Origin of the sequence: Teredinibacter franksiae (genome assembly GCF_014218805.1) — a bacterium.
Lineage (GTDB): Bacteria > Pseudomonadota > Gammaproteobacteria > Pseudomonadales > Cellvibrionaceae > Teredinibacter > Teredinibacter franksiae.
Window position 1 is genome coordinate 96,943 of record NZ_JACJUV010000008.1, and the last position, 19,105, is coordinate 116,047.

A 19,105-nucleotide genomic window follows, 5' to 3' on the forward strand; every position below is an offset into this window, starting at 1 on the left:
CTCTAAAAGCCTATTCCAATTTTTCTAAATGCATCTACGCCAACCTGCATAGCTCGAGCATTCTGAGCGGCCGATGTTCCTCGCATAAAATGCCCACTATGAGTAGTTATTCTCATACCGATAAATTGACCGTTACTTGCTGCAATCTCAGCTTGTCCAGCAGCCATAACTGGACGCCCACCTGATAGTACAGCATGAGAAATCTCCTGCCCCCGGACAGTATGGGAAGAGACAATTAACTGACCTCGTGAATTAACAACCCACTTAATAGTTCCCTGGTTAACGAGGCCCTCCATTTGGGTTCCTCTCGCCGCAACCATTGGATTAGCACCGACATTTTTTGCGGCTTGCATTTCCTGACTAAGGCTACCTGGAACCTGGTTTCTGAATAACCCGCCTTTATTGTTTGGGTCATCCCCCCCAGGCCAACCTCCTGGCGAAGTAGTCTCTCCCCCATAAGAAACCGGCATTCCAGTCGCCGTATTAATTTCGACCCCATTGACCATACAGGAGAGCATGTCATAACAACGATCATAACCGGTATTTCCCGGCACAAACATACCAGCAACAAAAAGCGTAGCCGGATGCGTTACAAACCGTGCAGCCGCCACACGGAGCGAGTTCCTCATATAATGGCTAATTGCATTGCCAGCCCTTCGCGTTCCCTCAACAATCATCTCCTCCAAAGCGGGGGCCGCAGTGGCTGCCGGGGCGGCCACCGCAGCAACACCTGATGTCACCTGAGTATCAGCCATAGAATTCTGCTCAACCTGAGACTCCTCCCCACCTCCAGACTCAGGATCAAACGTAACCCCCGAAGCCTTATTATTATTACTCTGCGATGAGGTACCCTTTGACTTCTGTTCCTTACCTGCATCGGTATTTTCCTTATTTTTTGATGTCGAACCAATACTACTGCCAACAAAACCATGAGCATATTCAGTGTTGTAGTACCTTACCTTTGTCTCTGCCTCAAACCCACTAGGATCCACAGCATTCAACGGATTATTCCAAACATAAGAATACCGATTCAAACTCTGTACCCGCAACGGATCTTGAATAATCGGGTCCGCCTGCACAAATCGCGCTATCTTCGCATCGTAGATGCGCCCATTCATATGAACAAGCTCTACCTCATCCAGCATTTCGTGGTCGGTATAACCCCGGCTGGTAATCGGCTTACTGGCTTTCAAGAACGGCTGGGTATCTTCCCAGGTATCCGTTTCCCGGTTCGCCTTGCGGCTATCGCCCCAGGGGTCGAAGTAGTGCTCTTCTACATCGCCACCAATCTCGTCGGTAATTAAGCTGAGAGAACCCAGGTGATCGTAATGTAGAAAGTGCAGTTCCCGCGTTTGTTGGCTAACGTGTTCGGTTTCGATAGCAACACCGGCTACTTTGCGCTTCCAGACAATTTTGTTATCGGGGTATTTGATTTTCTCCACGCCACCAATGTAGAGGGTGCTGGTGGTCCCCTCTGCTCCAACATCTACCCGCTTGAAGCGCGCACGGCTGGGGCCGTATTGGAAACTGGTGGTGTGACTGCCTTTTTGGATAGTGAGCGGCTTATCAAACACACTGTAGGTGAGCGTTCGACCGCTACCGTCGGACAATAAGTTGCCGTTGTGATCGTAGTAGTACAGGGTTTGCGTGTTGTTGTCATCGGTAATGCGACACACCGCATGGGGGCCTGCGTTTTGACTGCTGCTACAGTCGCTGCCGTAATCGTAAGTTCCTATACCGGTTTTGCTTTCGATATTATCAATATTGCTGTAGGTAACTTCTGCAAACTCTGTGATATCGCCGGTGGAGGTCCAGGTGTTTAGGCGGTTAAGGGCATCATAGGTATAGCTTTCTTCTATATCGCGCCCGCTCTGGTAATTATCCCAGAAGCTTCCGCTACCCTTTTCGCTGCGGCTTTGCAGGTTGCCCACCATGTCCCACTGGTATTCAGCGAACTGACCACTGCCCACCAACTGGCCACCCCAGGCTTTGATGATTTTAGCCAACCCGCTGTCGGCGTAGTATTCGTTTTCCTGGGTAACACCGTTGCCGTATTCGGCGTTGGTGATATTGCCCCGCTGGTCCATGTTCACCACGGTGTAGTAAGGCATGCGGTAGCCGTTAAAGCTTTCCACATCTACCACGGCACTCAGGTAGCCCTGATTGTTGTACACATGCTGGATGCCGTTGTGACTAAAATCAGCCGAGGTACGGGCACCATCGAAGGTTTGGAATACGCGACCGTACTGGTCGTAGGTGGCTTTTTCGTAATGGCCGGTAATGGCGCCACTATGGTCAGGGAAGCTGGTGGTGGTGGTGCCGATTCGGCCAAAGTTGTCGTAGCTGTGGCTTTGGGTGTAGCGGGCACTGCCCCCTACGGTGCCGGAATCCCACATTTGCTCCAATTGCCCCAAGCCATTGCTGGCGGTGTCGTATTGCCATTGGCTATAGGTTTGCACACCACCCGTTGGGCTCTCACACGCACTGCCACTGGCGGCTACCCGATCGGTGCGGCTATACAGGCGGCCACGAATATCGTACACCTGCTGAATAACCTGACCGTTAGCGTCTTGCTGACAGGTGATTTCGCCAAAGGTGTTGTACACGTAGCGCCACTCGCCCTTATCGGGGTCGTTCATCCAGGTTTTACGGTTTAGGGCATCGAAGGTGATTTGCGTTTGGTTAACCTGTGACGGGTCAGTCATTAAGCGCAGGTTACCCCGCGCATCGTAGGCAAAGGCGGTAATGCCGTCGGCCGGGTCGGTCACCTGAATAATTTTGCCCAAGCCGTCGGTGATTTCGGTGCGCACAAGGGTACTGGGGCCCTCCGCGCTGTTGTTGTGGGCGGTGGTGGTTTTGCGGTTATTAACATAGCTGATCTGGGTGCGCGGGCGGCCGCCATCTTCGCGTACCGGGCCAACCATATCGGTGACACGGCCAAGAATATCCATGCCGGAGTTTTCGGTCCATTTACTGGCACCTGCGTTGGCGAAGTAGGGTTCGCTTTTACGCAATACACGGCCGAGTATGTCGTACTCGGTGTCTACCACTACCCAGTCGCTGCCGTCATAGGACAACGTGGCTTGGCGAATAGGACGGCTTTGTACATCAAAACAACCCAGGGTTTGGTTTCCCGTTGCGGTGGTCTCCAGTTGCCAATAAACGTTATGGCTTTGGCTACAGACTCCGTAGGTGCCACTGCCCATGGTAGTCGCTGCCGAGGCACCCTCACTGCTGGCGGTAAAATACGGGGTACCAAAGGCGGTAGTGGCTGCGGTTTGGGTGGTGTAGGCGCCCGTGTTGGTGCGGTCCATGTAGGCACGGGTTTCGGTGGGTGTGCCGTATTTATCGCGGCTAACAACGTCACTTACTTTAATGCGGGTACCCGCCGCCGGATTATCGCCACTGGTAAAGCGGTCGTAGACGGCATCAACAAAACGGCCGCGGTCGTCGTAGTCACTTTCTGGGCTGTAACGGGTTTGACCATCGGCGGCAATGGTGGAGTATTGCCTGTTACCAAAGCTATCGTAGCTGTGGGTGGTCGCTTGGCTATAGCCTGTCGCGTCCGGTGAGACGGTCAGGGTTTCAGTTTGAACCATGCCCTCTTCGGTGTAGGTAAAGGCTTTGCTTTGCGTGACGGTATCGTAAGCGGGATTATTACTGGATGCTTCGCGGCTGGTGGTCACTTCCGCGGTTTCAAGCCGACCCAACTGTTGGCTCCAGCTTTCGCCCTCGCCTTTAAACACGTAACCGTAGTCTGATGTTTTATCGAGCACCTTTATTAAGGCTTCGGTATTGCTGCTTTCGTCCATGCCATGCACAACAACGGTTTCTTCTTCCATGTTGCCTTTATTATCCAACACCCTATTGGTGACACTTTCGCTAACCAAATCCCCTTGAGCCGTACCATTAGCCGCTAGCGCGTATGATTTGGCTACCACTTCGTGGGTGTAGATTTGCAGGGGGCCTAGTTCGGCCGTTCCGCTATTGGCGGCCGTTTCCGCCAACGGGTCGGCACAACCGGCTATGGGGCCGGTCTCGTCTACACAGGTCACAAAGCCATCGTAGAAACGGGTTTGTGACAGTACAAAGCCCTCTTCACTTAATACGGTTTTGGAGCGCGGGCGGCCGTTAAAGGGCCAATCCTGGCGAGACTTGGTAACTGTTTTAAGCCCGGAGTGTTCATTCACGACACTCATTGACTCAAACCCAAGATAACCGCGACCACCAGCCTGAATTTTGGCATTAGCATAGTAATAGCTGTGCGTGTTTTTGACATTGCTGTCGATTTGCCCTGCCTGACCTACACTATCATTTGCTGCCGTTGCAGAGGTTTCAACACGCGTAACCACCGAGCTAGACCCAAATGCCTCCAATACAGGCGTGGCAGGCGTGAGAGATTGCTCTTTTTCATGCAAGGCGTGCCAGGGGGTATTGATGTTCCTATAAAACTCTTGCTCATCAGCAACCACAACGTTGCCACAAACTTCCATTACATCATCGTCTTCGTCGTCAACGATTTCGATCCAGCAGTGCTCCTCTTCCGCGGTACCAATACCGCCAATGCGTGAGTAATGATCACTCTGTGCAATTGGTTCATAAGCAATATCAATTTGATGCCCGTGCCCTTTTGCCACACCAACAATTTTATTTTTTGATGTGGTTACAACAGACTGGAGGTTTTTCTTAATGCGAATCTGGTTGCCATCATCTGCGGGCAGCCAGACCATATCCGGGTAGCCATCACTGTCTAAATCCCGCATTTGATTGCGCGTTGTAGGCTGCCCTTCTCGATAGGCATAAAGGTCAACAGAGTCGTTATGATAAGTGAGGTACTTGTAGTAAATATAGGTCAGGCTTTCAGTCGACAAGTCAATTGGGTTGACTTCAAAACTGTTAGTCGCCGGGTCCCAAAGGTTGACTTTTCGCGTAAGGGTGTGAGTTGAAAGTTCCCCTGGCGCATGGCCACCGTCGTCCAGCCAGACGATGTCTGGATGACCGTCAAAATTCATATCCAAGAGGGTTGGGTGCTGCCCCCATGCGTGAGGCAACGAGATACTCTTCTCCTCCGCAAACCCTAATCCGGTGCTTAAGCGGTATTTGTAGCTACTAGCAACCCGACGGAATAAATCGGACAGGCCATCTCCATTCAAATCTGGCGTGGATGTTGAAAAGTTGAAGCCTTGAACACCATAAACAACGCTGAATCCGTTAACTATTTCTGACGCATATTGCTCAAACTTAAGCCCTTCATTGCCATTTGCTGTTACCACATAAGGGTAGATCGTGGTATCCATTACATTACAGGCTTCAGCGCCCAGGCCATCTTGATCTTCTTCGGAGCAATCTATCTGATAAATACCGGACGCCATAAAATCCACGCGCCCGTCGCCATTAAAGTCGGGGCCAACCTGGTTTAACCGAACAGGTACTTTTACTGAACTCAACTGAAAGTCACAGTCATATTCATCGTCACCAGAAGTACATTCAACCGAGTAGTTGTTTTCGAGCAACTGGCCTTCAGAATAAGCATAATAATTTGGCGAGGTTGCGGGCTCACCAGGGTTTATTGATAAATAATTAACGACTAATTCTGATTGATAATTCCAGAGGTCACCCACTTTTTCGTCAACCAATCGCATCCTTAAGAAATCTGCCAGGCCATCCCCGTTAACATCAGCAAACTGGGTAGTGTAGATGGTGTTTTGACCGGGCTCTGTATCGCCATATTTTGGTATTGAAACAGGCGTGGCGGAGAGCACCCAACGCCCATCTGCAAGCGGTGTAGAAACCCATAAAGAATCTTTGTAGGCGATATCGGTACGGCCATCGCCGTTTGCATCGATAGCCGCAAGCTTTTTCGCCCACTGCCCATCTGCTGGCCCCGCAGTAACCGCACCGTTCGTGAAGGTTGCGCTAGAAAATACAAAGCTGCCGCTGTCAGTCACTGAACCAAACGCATAACGCAAAGCTGAATTAGTGTCCATCCAGGCAACATCTGTAACACCGTCGCCATTGATGTCACCCATTGCTATAGGCGCACCACCAGCCCCTTCTATCCCGGCACCACCCGGGAGCGTGTAACTGTAGTTTGCAGAAGCGTATGAATTCTCCGGAATACTCCACTCAAACACCGTAGGCTGCGAACAGGTACTGCCCACGCACTCTTGTATTTCACTAATACGACTGAGTTTGTCGTTATCCGTTGCCGCTGTGCCGGTATCGTAGCTGAGCTTGTATTCCCTTAACAATTGTTCGTTGCTATAGGATTTAATATTTTTTAAGCGTTTGGCCGTGCGTTTTTCATAGCCTGCTACATAGCCGCTGATAATGTCGTCGCGCGGGTCGTACTCAAACGCAATCTGCGCACCTGGGCTGCTTCCATTACCGTAGGCGAAATTGATTTCTTCTAATCGCTGGCCATCGGCATCATTGTAGTAGTTAAATTCGATACGGTTGTTAAGCGCATCAAAACGTTCGTTAATGGCCCAGGTAAGCACGGTTTTACTGTCGCTGCTGTTAAGCTGAAGTTTCGAATCGGTTGTTGCGCCGTAGTTTTCAACCAGGCCATTTTTGTGTTCTACGGTAAAGGCATTGGGGTAGCCGGTGGTGCCGCCCACGGCTGTAATACGCGCGTAACTGTCAATTTCGGTTTTATAGGTTGAACCGGGGGCACCGTAAACAGCACCGTCTTGCACCAAGAGACGTTGACCATTTAAACAAAATCGGTCGGTTTGCCCCCAGGCGATAGCCAGGGCATTTCTATCTTGCCCTTCGGTTTGACGACAGCGGGATATCTGGCTGCCGGCGCTCAAACTCCAACCCAAACCAGCCAAGCCATTTCCGCCACCACTGGCATAACCCAGGCTTACCCGTGGTGCTAAACCGGCAGTACCGCGTGCGGTTAGTACGTCGATGTTGTAGCTGGCCTGACCGCCGGGCGTAACATTAAATTCGCCTGCCAGGGTTTTGGATTGGTCGATACTGGTACTTGGCGCAGGCGCTGTGGCCAATGCAGGAACCTGGGGTGTATCGATGGTGGATGCAATATTTACACTGACCGTTTTTTCGCTGGAGTAGCCACCACAACCCAGTTTGTTGCAGGCACGAACCCGGTACTTGTAAGTGGCGTTTTGGGTTTTTGATAAGGTAGCACTGGTTCCGCTGGTTGTTTGTTCATTGCTCCAGCTACTGCCAGTGCCTTCTTGCCAACGGTAGGAGGTAGCAAGGCTTACGCCGCCCCAACTAACACTGTAATTGCCACTGGTATTACTCGTGGGCCCACTCAGCTCGGGCGCGCTGCTAGGAGCTGTTGCGGTGGACGAGGAGGATGTTGCTTTCCAACCGGAACAACTGACGTTGCCGCCCACCGTTTTACATGCTCTTACACGGTAATCATAACTGCCCGCACTCGCAACCGAAATCGGTTGGCTTGTCGCTGTGCCTGTATAGATATTGGTGTAGTCACCATTATTAAAACGCTGCTCCAGTTCGTATTGGGTAATCGAGCCGCTTCCAGTATCCCAGCTAACGGTAAAGTCTCCCCCCTGTAAAATGGGGGCGTTGATATTACTGGGCATGCCCGGCGTTAGGGCAACATCAATACGTTTTTCGGCGGAGTAGGCTGTACAGCCTATGTTGTTACAGGCACGTATACGGTACCCGTAGGTGTTGCTGCCTTTTCCACTAATGCTGCGACTGGTGGCGCTGATATCTTGAAGCGTAGCCCAACTGCCGGTTCCAGAGCGCTCTTGCAGGGTATATTTGCGACTATTGGTCACGCCACCCCAACTAACACTGTAACTGCCACTGGCGTTACTGGTGGGGCCGCTCAGGCTAGGCACACTGCCAGGGACCGCTGCGATGGACGCGGAGGATGTTGTTTGCCAGCCGGAACAGCTGACGTTGCTGCCCACGGCTTTACACCCTCGCACACGGTAATAGTAACTGCCCGCACCGGCAACCAAAATCGATTGGCTTGTCGCTGTGCCAGTGTAAACATTGGTGTAGTCACCACCGTTAACGCGCTGCTCCAGCTCGTATTGGGTAATAGAACCGCTTGCTATACCCCAGCTAACGGTGAAGTCTCCATCGTGTGGTGTGGGTGCACTGATGCTACTGGGCGTGCCCGGCGTTAGGGCAACATTAATACGTTTTTCGGCGGAGTAGGCTGTACAGCCTATGTTGTTACAGGCACGTATACGGTAACCATAGGTATTGTTACCTTTACCGCTAATGGTGCGACTGGTAGCACTGGTGTTTTGAAGGGTAGCCCAGCTGCCGGTTCCAGTGCGCTCTTGCAGGGTATAGTTGCGGCTATTGGTAACGCTGCCCCAGCTTACGCTGTAGCTACCATTATTGTCGTCAGCGGGTACCGTTAAAGATGGAACGCTGCCGGGTGCGGCCACGGTAACGGCAGAGGAGGAGTATCGCCAGCCCGAACAGTTGGTAAATGAGCCGCGCACATTACAAGCCCGCACACGGAAAACGTAACTGCCCGCACCGTAGTTAACATTGGTGCTGGTGAAAGAGCCGTCGTAGCTATTCACGTAGCTACCACCGTTTTTACTGTATTCCAAATCGTAAGTAGTGGCGTAGCTGGAACTGCCCCAGGAAATACTGATGGCCCCATCACCCAAATTGGGTGAACCGGAGGGCACCCCTGGGGTGGCCGGTTTACGGGCCACATTGATTTGAAGAGCATTACTGTAACCGCAGCCAATAGCATTGCATTCTTTAATTCGATAACGGTAATAACCATCAGCCTGGTTTCTTACTGTAACTAAATACCATGTATCCACTTCATCTTCGTCCTCACTGTAGGGAATTTCTACATAAGAACCACCATTTACGCTACGCTCAATTTTTGTCGTATAGGTGTATTCAAACTCATTCCACCGCAGTGTGTAGGAACCAGAGGAACTGTTTACGCCACCTTCAACCAGAAAAGGTGCATCCACTCCCGAGGGTACCGTTTGAATAACACCGTTAGCCGTTTTCCACCCTGAGCAGGCCGTTACACCGTAATAGGTATTACACGCCTTAACCCGGTAATTCCAGTTTCCTACGGATAGCCCGCTCAAGGTTTTGCTTCGCGAAGCACCATCGTAGCCATTACTCCAACTGCTGGTGGTGCTTTTTTTGTAATCAAAATTATACTGGGTGACGGTACCGGAAGAGGCTCCCCAGCTCACTACAACTGTTGGGTCGCTAGGCGTTCGGTCTTGCCCAAGCGAGGGGGGAGTGCCCGGCGCGCGCGATACCGTCACTGTGCGTTCGGCAGAATATCCCGAACAGCCCGCCGAGTTACAAGCACGTACTTGATAACCATAGCGGCCCGTTCCTTTGCCACTAACACTGAAAGAGGTCGATGTACGGGAGGCATCACCACTCCAACCACCACCATTGGTGCGTGTGCGCCATCTGTAGTTCGTAGTGCCCGAAACACTATTCCAAGAAACGGTATATGAACCAGAAGTGCTGGAGGTAGTACCGGTCATGGAGGGTTTTGAGGGCGGTGTGGAGGGAACGGTAACTTCAATTGTTGTTGGGTTCTTCCTGCATACTTCCCAGTTATCGTCCTCATCATATTCATCTTCTTCGATGTAGCATGCGTACACTGTGTACACATATTTATACGGCGATAACCCTGACTGAGCATAGCTTAGGGAGCTAGATGAATTCAGCGTCCACCCGCCCAGCTTTAGTCGATAATATTCAGTTCCAGACAAAGAAGACCATGTAAGTTTAAAAGTTCCATCACTGTCTGTGTAGCGAGCAGTACCAACTCCAGAACTAAAACTCCCAAAACTATAGGTTTCTGCCGCTATTGAGGCCGCAAAAAAACATCCAAGCACGACAAGCAAGTAACTCACAATATTTTTTCGCATATTCTTCTTCATTAATCCACTAGCTGTAATCACAGTGCGACCTCAAAACAATTAAGATTCAATAGCCATTCAGCGTAAAACCATCAGACGCGCAAGTGCCCTCATCAATATATGAGCAACAATAAAAACAGGCGTACTGAACAGGAAACGTTTACGAGTAAATTTTGCTGATAGACATATGAGCTGTTTCTTCCATGATAATTCGACTGTTCACTGAACATATAAAACAATCGTTCGATTTTCCATAAAATGCGCGTTGATTATAGCGCCTTTGACCAAGAATAAAATAGTCCGTTTGGGCTATTCCTTGTTAAATCTTGTAATACTTTTTTACTTATTGCATTCAGAACCCGCCACCCAACAAAAAGTCGAATCGACTACAACGTCACGATTGCAAGCACAGACGCTAGATTCGCTACGCACAAATACAATTTACGTAAAAAAACCACGGTGCAATTTTCTCAAAACGGCGCAGTTGAATAAATTTAAAAAGGAACAGAGGAAACCCGATATAAATCAAGCTTTGAGGTTTTATAATGACTTAGAAACGGAGCGCCATGAATTAACCAGAAGCAGAAGCAGAAGCATCACTACTAACTCCAACCCCTGCACTCGTACGTATTTAAACCGTACGGAACACACGAAATAATTTTTTGCGCCAACAAATAACGCTGCACGCCACACCCTACTATACAGGCTCATCTTGCTAGGCCGACAGTTCTGCTATGTGTAATGCAGATTCGTTAACAGAGTAAGGTTAGGAGGATCACCGTAAGATAGTAACTGATAACAACGAAAATGAAGTTAACATATAAATTGACAAGTACGGGATAGCAATAGAAGCATAATCAGAGCCGGCCATTTACAATAAATGCCAATAAAACCACATATAAAAGCACCGCCCACGCGGCAACAAACACACAATCAATTTCCTTATCTTTACAAAACACAAAAAAAACCCCCGAACAGGTCGAGGGTTTTCCATACAAACAACTTTAACCAAAAACTACCAACCGGTAATTTCCTTCAAGCCATCACCAATTTGCGCAAGACTACGAACAGTCTTCACACCCGCATCTTCCAATGCAGCAAACTTCTCGTCTGCGGTACCCTTACCACCCGAAATAATCGCACCGGCATGACCCATGCGCTTTCCAGGAGGTGCAGTAACACCGGCAATATAAGAAACAACTGGCTTGGTTACATTTTCTTTAATGTAAGCGGCTGCTTCTTCTTCTGCGGTTCCACCGATTTCGCCGATCATTACAATGGCTTCGGTTTGCGGGTCGTTTTGGAACAACTCAAGAATATCGATAAAGTTTGAACCGGGAATGGGGTCGCCACCAATACCAACACAGGTAGACTGGCCAAAACCGTAATCCGTAGTTTGCTTCACGGCTTCGTAGGTAAGCGTACCAGAGCGGGAAACAATACCCACTTTACCCGGCAGGTGAATGTGGCCGGGCATAATGCCGATTTTACATTCGCCTGGGGTGATAACACCTGGGCAGTTAGGGCCGATTAAGCGCACGCCTAATTCGTCGCACTTAACTTTACACTCGAGCATATCCAACGTTGGGATGCCTTCGGTAATACAAACCACTAACTTAACGCCGCTGTGAGCAGCCTCAAGAATGGAATCTTTACAGAAAGGTGCGGGCACGTATATAACGGAAGCATCGGCGCCGGTTTTGGCAACGGCTTCAGCCATGGTGTTAAATACCGGTAAGCCAAGGTGGGTTTGACCGCCCTTGCCTGGGGTAACACCACCGACCATATTGGTACCGTATTCAATCGCTTGCTCTGAGTGGAATGTACCCTGTGAACCGGTAAAACCCTGGCAAAGAACTTTTGTATCTTTATTAATTAAAACACTCATTATTTGCCCTCCGCAGCTTTAACAACTTGCTCTGCAGCATCGGTAAGGCTGGTGGCGGCGATAATATTTAAGCCGCTGTCTGCCAATACTTTTGCACCCAACTCGGCGTTATTACCTTCCAAGCGACACACCACTGGAATTTTAACGCCAACCTCTTCTACTGCACCAATTACGCCTTCGGCGATGAGGTCACAGCGAACGATACCACCGAAGATGTTAATGAATACGGCCGATACGTTTTCGTCGGAGAGAATAATTTTGAACGCTTCAACTACACGCTCTTTGGTTGCACCACCGCCTACGTCGAGGAAGTTGGCTGGCTTTCCGCCGTGCAGCTTTACGATGTCCATGGTACCCATGGCTAAACCAGCACCGTTTACCATGCAGCCAATATTGCCGTCGAGTGCTACGTAGTTCAGCTCCCACTTGGCCGCATGCGCTTCGCGTTCGTCTTCCTGCGAAGGGTCGTGCATTTCTTTCAATGCGGGCTGACGGTACATGGCATTGCTGTCGATAGTTACCTTGGCGTCTAGGCAGTGAAGGTTGCCTTCTTCGGTAATAACCAGTGGGTTAATTTCCAGCAGCGCCAAATCTTTTTCTTGAAACATTTTTGCCAAGCCAAGGAATATCTGCGTGAATTGCTTCACTTGCTTACCTTCGAGGCCTAGCTGAAAAGCAAGATCGCGACCCTGATAAGGCTGAGCGCCCGTCATGGGATCTACTATTGCTTTAAGAATTTTTTCAGGTGTTTCTTCGGCAACTTTTTCAATTTCAACTCCACCTTCGGTAGAGGCCATAAAAATGATGCGACGGGTTGAGCGGTCTACAACCGCGCCCAGATAAAGCTCTTCGGCAATATCGGTACAGGTTTCAACCAAAATACGACTAACAGGCTGACCGTTTTCATCTGTTTGGTAGGTGACTAGGTTCTTACCCAGCCACTTTTTAGAAAATTCTTCAATTTCGGCTTTTGAGCTAACGAGTTTTACACCACCAGCCTTTCCGCGACCACCGGCGTGAACCTGAGCTTTTACGACCCATTTGTCACCACCAATGATATCCGCAGCGCCTGCAGCTTCTGCCGGCGTTTCGGCCGCTACACCACTGGAGACAGGCAATCCGTACTCGGCGAAGAGTTGCTTGCCCTGATATTCATGTAAGTTCATTTCTACTTCCCATTCTTTTCTTTTCGCATACAGTTGTGCCGTAATTGATAAAGAAATCTATGATGAATATTGATTCCGGCTCGGTGTAGTACGACCGAGCCAGGGTTTAACTGGGGAACGCTATCCCAAAATTTATTATTTGCGCTTCTTACGATTAGGCATGTGAATGGCATGACCATTCACAGCCAAAGCCGCTTCCTTAACAGCTTCAGAATAGGTGGGATGGCCAAATACGGTCATGCCAATATCTTCTGCACTTGAGCCAAATTCCATGGCAATGGCCACTTGCTGCACCAAGTCTGGAGCACAAGGGCCAACGATGTGGGCACCCAATACACGGTCTGTTTCAGCATGGGCAATAATTTTTACCATACCGTCAGATTCGTCTGCCGCTACTGCGCGACCAATTGCCAGGAACGGGAAGGTACCTACGTTGTAGGGCTCTCCGTCTGCTTTAATTTGTTCTTCGGTTTGACCTACCGCCGCAATTTCTGGGTGGGTATAAATTACATTTGGAATAATATCGTAGTTCATAACGGTTTTTTGACCGGCTATGCGCTCTGCAACCATTACACCTTCTTCAGAACCTTTGTGCGCCAACATTGGGCCGCGTACAACGTCGCCCACCGCCCAAACACCTGGGGCACTGGTAGAGCATAAATCGTTAACGTAAATGGAGCCACGCTCGTCTAATTTAACGCCGCAATCTTCAGCCAGTAGGCCGTCGGTGAATGGACGACGACCAACACAAACAATTAATTTGTCGAATGTTTCTTTTGCCTCATTACCGTCTTTGCCAATGTAGGTAACAACAACTTCTTTTTTACCTTTGGTTTCTATAACTTCGGTGCCATTAACGCGACAACCTAGGCGAATATCTAGGTGCTGTTTCTTGTAAATTTTTTGTGCTTCTTTGGCAATTTGCTGGTCCATCATAGCCAGAAAAGTGTCCATAGCTTCGAGCAACACAACCTTTGAGCCCAAACGACCCCATACACTGCCGAGCTCCAAGCCAATAACGCCTGCACCGATCACACCCAAACGCTCAGGCACTTCCTGAAATTCCAAAGCGCCGGTTGAATCGACAATAACATCTTCGTCTATTGGGGCAACGGGAATAGCGACAGGAATGGAACCAGAAGCCAAAATGATATTTTCAGCTTCAAAAACTTCTTCTTTACCTTCGAAATCGGTTAACTGTACTTTGCGATTGCCCAGCAATTTACCCATACCGTACAAGGAGGTAACTTTGTTCGCTTTAAACAAGCCGGTAACGCCGCTAGCCATTTGCTTCACAATGCGGTCTTTACGCTCGATCATGGATGGAACATCGATAGACACATCGCCAGTACCAATGCCATGGCCACTAAAAGCGACTTTAGCTTCGTGATATTTATGAGAGCTGTCGAGCAATGCTTTAGAAGGAATACAACCTACATTCAGACAAGTACCGCCGTTAACGCCCTTTCCATCCTTACCTTTCCACTTTTCGATACAGGCGACTTTCAGGCCGAGTTGAGCCGCACGAATGGCAGCAACATAGCCAGCTGGACCGGAACCGATAACGATAACGTCATATTTGTTGGACATAGGAATAACCCCAAAAGATTTAAAGATATGCAATCGAATATTAAATTCTGTGAAATTTGAGCCGGGCTAACCGGCTCAATGGTGAAGTATTAAAGCTCCAAGAGGATACGCGCTGGGTCTTCAATCATGTCTTTGATCGCCACCAAAAACTGTACAGCTTCTTTACCGTCGATAATACGGTGATCGTAGGACAGAGCAAGATACATCATAGGTAGGATTTTCACTTCTCCATTAACCGCCATTGGCCGTTCCTGAATTTTGTGCATACCCAAAATGGCAGCCTGCGGTGGATTCAAGATTGGAGTAGACAGCAGTGAACCAAATACACCACCGTTAGTAATAGTAAACGTACCGCCCTGCATTTCGTCGATACTGATTTTTCCATCACGCCCGCGTAAACCAAAGTCGCGTACACCGTTTTCAATTTCGGCAATACTCATGTTTTCTACGTTACGCAGCACAGGAACAACAAGACCTTTAGCGGTTGAAACCGCCACGCCAATATCTTGATAACCGTGATAGACAATGTCGTTCGCATCTATTGAAGCATTCACCGCAGGAATACGACGCAGGGCTTCTACGGCGGCTTTAACAAAAAAGCCCATAAAACCTAAGCGCGTGCCATTATGGGTTTTTTCGAACTGATCTTTATACTGTTTACGCAGAGCCATTACCGGCCCCATGTTCACTTCGTTAAACGTTGTGAGCATGGCAGTAGATTGCGTTGCCGATAGTAACCGTTCGGCAATTATCGCGCGAAGACGCGTCATAGGTACGCGTTTTTCAACTCTCTCGCCGGTCATTTCTGCAACCGGAGCGCTGGGAGCCGCAATTTTGGCAGCCGGTGCCGGAGCAGCTGCTGGAGCTGGCGCAGCAGGCTGCGTGAAGTTTGCGACATCTTCTTTGGTTATACGGCCCGCTTTGCCGGTACCCGTTACAAGCGCTAAATTGATACCGCGCTCTTCAGCCAACTTTTTGGCTGCTGGAGCCGCGATAATGTCGTTACCACTGGTAGCGGCTGATGCGCTATCACCAGCACTTGCTGTAGGCGCCCCAGCAGCGGCGGCGTCGCCTTCTTCAAAGATAGCGATAACTTCGTTACTCACAACGATATCGCCCTCTTCTTTCAGAATTTGTTTCAGTACACCGGCGGCGGGCGCGGGCACTTCCTGAACGACCTTGTCGGTTTCGATATCGACAATGACTTCGTCTCGTGCGAATGCCTCGCCAGGCTGCTTGTGCCAGGTTGCGATTGTGCCTTCCTGAACAGATTCAGGAAACGTTGGGACTTTGATCTCGTTACTCATTTTCAAATGTGTCCTTTTCGCTTTTTGCGTAAAAACATTTTCTATTTAACACGTCAATAATTAAACACTGGTATCCAGTGCTGCACTAACAAACTTATTAAGCTCATCGAGATGCGTAGACATATAACCCGCTGCTGGAGCAGAAGAAGACGATCGACCTACATAGCGCAGGTAAGAGTCTTCATTAACTCGCTCGACAACACGACGCATGCGATGCTGACTTGCATACCAAGCGCCTTGGTTCATCGGTTCTTCCTGGCACCAAACCACATCGTTAATATGTGCAAATGCCTTAAGTGCTACGCGGATATCTTCTTCGGGGAACGGATACAGCTGTTCAATGCGAATAAGCGCTACATCTTTTTCTTCACGCTCTTCACGCGCTTCGTATAAGTGGTAATAAACCTTACCGCTACAGAGTACGACGCGTTTGGTTTCTTTTGGATCAACGGCATCATCACCAATGACCGACAAGAAAGTACCGTTAGCCAGCTCCTCTAATGAAGACGTAGCCAACTTGTGACGCAGAATCCATTTGGGGCTCATAACAACCAAGGGTCGACGCATAAGGCGAATAGCCTGACGGCGTAGCAAGTGATACACCTGCGCCGGCGTAGTAGGAATACACACTTGGATATTATGCTCGGCACATAACTGCATAAAACGCTCAAGCCGGGCGGATGAGTGCTCTGGCCCTTGGCCTTCGTAGCCGTGCGGCAATAACATTGTTAAACCACAAAGGCGCTGCCATTTGTGTTCGCCACTGGTAATAAACTGATCAATAACCACCTGCGCACCGTTAGCAAAATCACCGAACTGCGCCTCCCAAATAACCATGCCACTCGGGGTGGTGGTTGCATAGCCGTACTCAAATGCTAACACGGCTTCTTCAGACAAAAACGAATCGTAAATATCAAAAGCTGGCTGATCTTCCTTTACATTCTGGAGAGGAACATAAAGTTCGCCATCTTTTTGGTTGTGAACAACCGCATGGCGATGGGAGAACGTGCCGCGACCAACATCCTGGCCGGTTAAACGCACAGCATAATCTTGCTTTAACAAGGTTGCGTAGGCTAGCGTTTCGGCCATACCCCAGTTTATAGGCAGTGCACCACCGGCCATTTTGCGGCGGTCGTCATAAATTTTAGCCACTTGGCGCTGTACCTGAACGCCATCGGGAATAGACGTTACCTGCTCGGCTAACGCCTGCAAATCTTTCAGTGGATAAGTGCTGTCGTAGGGCGTCTGCCAATCGTGGCCGATATAGGGGCTCCAATCTACAAACAAGGATGAATCGGGTTCACTCACCAAACCATGGGCAACATGTTCACCGCGATCCAATGCCGCGCGGTAATCATTTGACATAGTTTCCGCGTCTTCTGCACTTATAACGCCTTCGTTCACCAACTGCTCGGCGTACAAAGTACGTGTGGTTTTATGCGCACGGATGGCTTTGTACATAACCGGCTGAGTGGCTGATGGTTCGTCGGTCTCGTTATGGCCGCGTCGGCGATAGCAGACTAAGTCGAGTACTACATCTTTACCAAACTCGTTGCGATAATCGGCAGCAAGGTTTGTTAAGTAGGCAACAGCTTCTGGGTCATCACCGTTAACATGAAAGATGGGTGCTTCGATCATTTTGGCTACATCAGTAGCATAATCGGTAGAGCGAGCGTCTTCGGCCCGACTGGTGGTAAAGCCAACTTGATTATTGATAACAATATGGACGGTTCCACCGGTTTTATAGGCACGTGTTTGAGACATTTGGAATGTCTCCATAACCACACCCTGCCCTGCAAACGCAGCGTCGCCGTGGATAACCACCGGTACAACTTTATTGCCCCGCGTATCGTCACGGCGGTCTTGGCGAGCCCTTACAGACCCTTCGACCACGGGCGATACAATTTCCAAATGCGAAGGGTTGAAGGCCAGTGCCAAGTGCATTTCACCGCCGGGGGTCATCACGTTTGATGAGAAGCCCTGGTGATATTTTACGTCACCGGAGGTATCGACAAGCTTTTTGCCCTCAAACTCACTGAACAGAGCCGTGGGGTTTTTGCCTAGTATATTCACCAAGGTATTCAAGCGACCACGGTGCGCCATACCAATAACCATTTCCTTGGCACCATAGCCACCGCAACGGTTAATGAGCGTATCCATGAGTGGGATAAAGCTCTCGCCACCCTCCAGGCCAAACCGTTTAGTACCGGGGTACTTACTGTCCAAATGGCGTTCAAGGCCTTCGGCAGCGGTTAAACGACTGAGAATATGGCGTTTAAACTTGGCACCATAATCCGGTGTTGAGCGGCTGCTTTCTAGGCGTTGCAACAACCAACGACGCTCTTCGTAGTTGGTAATATGCATAACCTCGGCGCCGATATTTTGGCAAAAGGTCTTTTCGAGATCAGCAATAAGACCCTTGAGCGAGGATTCTTTGTAACCGAATGATAGGTCACCGGTTTGGAATACGGAGTCGAGGTCGGCGGCGTTTAAACCGTGGAAGGCGAGGTCCAGATCCTGCGGCGCTTTTTTTGTTCGCAGGTTCAATGGATCGACATTGGCTTTCTGATGACCGCTCAGGCGATAAGCATTGACTAGCTGAACAACCTCAACCTGCTTTCGCTCGTGCGCAATATTCTCCGCACCTTCACCGGGCGCAACCATGGGCCGGGCTCTATTTCGGCCCAGTAATTCAAAATATTCGATAATTTCAGAGTGACGAACATCCGACCCCATACCGCCATTAACGGTAGGTAGCTGATCGAAATAATCACGCCATTGCTCCGGAACTGATGCCGGATCCTGAAGATAGGACTCGTAGACTTCCTCAACATAGGCAGCATTACTGCCGGATATGTGGCCCGTTTTCCAAAGGGCCTCCATCACACTTTCTTGCATGGTTTATTTACCACCTTCAAATACCAGCTCTTTTTGGAGCTGCTGAACACGCTAATAATTGTTTGCCGTAGAACTTTTACATTAGCCCAAGCACAATCTGTAGATTGGAAAATGCAAAACTCCCCTTGTCTGGCACGACTCTCAAGCAACCCGGATCACGAGTCCGCTCGAAGCCGCCTCCTTCGCCAATAAGTAAAGATAACCCAATACTCTAGCTTGAAAAACCCCTTACTTATATTGAAAGAAACCGGAGCGGCATTAAGCAAAACTCCGGTAACCTCTTTTTTCTGTAACCCATTTAAAAGTTACGGAAGTACTATAAACCTAGTTTCACTGTACTACTCACTGTGCTACTCACCTAATACTCGCCGAATA

Annotated in this window: 6 protein-coding genes; all 6 read right to left on the reverse strand. The window is 49.5% G+C overall.

Features of this window, described 5'->3' with window-relative positions; all coding sequences use genetic code 11:
• Positions 1-2 precede the first annotated feature (2 nt).
• The 6 genes from H5336_RS20280 to H5336_RS20305 all read right to left on the reverse strand — a co-directional run bounded on the left by H5336_RS20280 (position 3) and on the right by H5336_RS20305 (position 18,730).
• Complete coding sequence (locus H5336_RS20280; protein WP_185236280.1) at positions 3-9,902, reverse strand: chitinase N-terminal domain-containing protein; 9,900 nt, start codon at positions 9,900-9,902, stop codon at positions 3-5.
• A gap of 994 nt (positions 9,903-10,896) precedes the next feature.
• Positions 10,897-11,769 (reverse strand): succinate--CoA ligase subunit alpha, encoded by an 873-nt coding sequence (sucD, locus tag H5336_RS20285; RefSeq protein ID WP_185236281.1) that lies wholly within the window; start codon positions 11,767-11,769, stop codon positions 10,897-10,899.
• Positions 11,769-12,935: an ADP-forming succinate--CoA ligase subunit beta gene (sucC, locus tag H5336_RS20290; protein WP_185236282.1), complete on the reverse strand. Its 1,167-nt coding sequence runs from the start codon at positions 12,933-12,935 to the stop codon at positions 11,769-11,771. Before sucC ends, sucD begins: the two co-directional genes overlap by 1 nt.
• Before the next feature lie 135 nt (positions 12,936-13,070).
• On the reverse strand, positions 13,071-14,525 hold the full coding sequence (lpdA, locus tag H5336_RS20295; protein WP_185236283.1) for a dihydrolipoyl dehydrogenase: 1,455 nt from the start codon (positions 14,523-14,525) through the stop codon (positions 13,071-13,073).
• Positions 14,526-14,614: 89 nt separating this feature from the next.
• Positions 14,615-15,832, reverse strand: a complete 1,218-nt coding sequence (odhB, locus tag H5336_RS20300) for a 2-oxoglutarate dehydrogenase complex dihydrolipoyllysine-residue succinyltransferase (RefSeq protein ID WP_185236284.1) — start codon at positions 15,830-15,832, stop codon at positions 14,615-14,617.
• Between the two features lie 60 nt (positions 15,833-15,892).
• On the reverse strand, positions 15,893-18,730 hold the full coding sequence (locus H5336_RS20305; RefSeq protein ID WP_185236285.1) for a 2-oxoglutarate dehydrogenase E1 component: 2,838 nt from the start codon (positions 18,728-18,730) through the stop codon (positions 15,893-15,895).
• Positions 18,731-19,105: the final 375 nt, after the last annotated feature.

Excerpts from the sequence above, each read along its gene's own strand:
- odhB (WP_185236284.1), bottom strand. The coding sequence starts at position 15,832 with ATGAGTAACGAGATCAAAGTCCCAACGTTTCCTGAATCTGTTCAGGAA.
- H5336_RS20305 (WP_185236285.1), bottom strand. The coding sequence starts at position 18,730 with ATGCAAGAAAGTGTGATGGAGGCCCTTTGGAAAACGGGCCACATATCC.
- sucC (WP_185236282.1), bottom strand. The coding sequence starts at position 12,935 with ATGAACTTACATGAATATCAGGGCAAGCAACTCTTCGCCGAGTACGGA.
- sucD (WP_185236281.1), bottom strand. The coding sequence starts at position 11,769 with ATGAGTGTTTTAATTAATAAAGATACAAAAGTTCTTTGCCAGGGTTTT.
- H5336_RS20280 (WP_185236280.1), bottom strand. The coding sequence starts at position 9,902 with ATGAAGAAGAATATGCGAAAAAATATTGTGAGTTACTTGCTTGTCGTG.
- lpdA (WP_185236283.1), bottom strand. The coding sequence starts at position 14,525 with ATGTCCAACAAATATGACGTTATCGTTATCGGTTCCGGTCCAGCTGGC.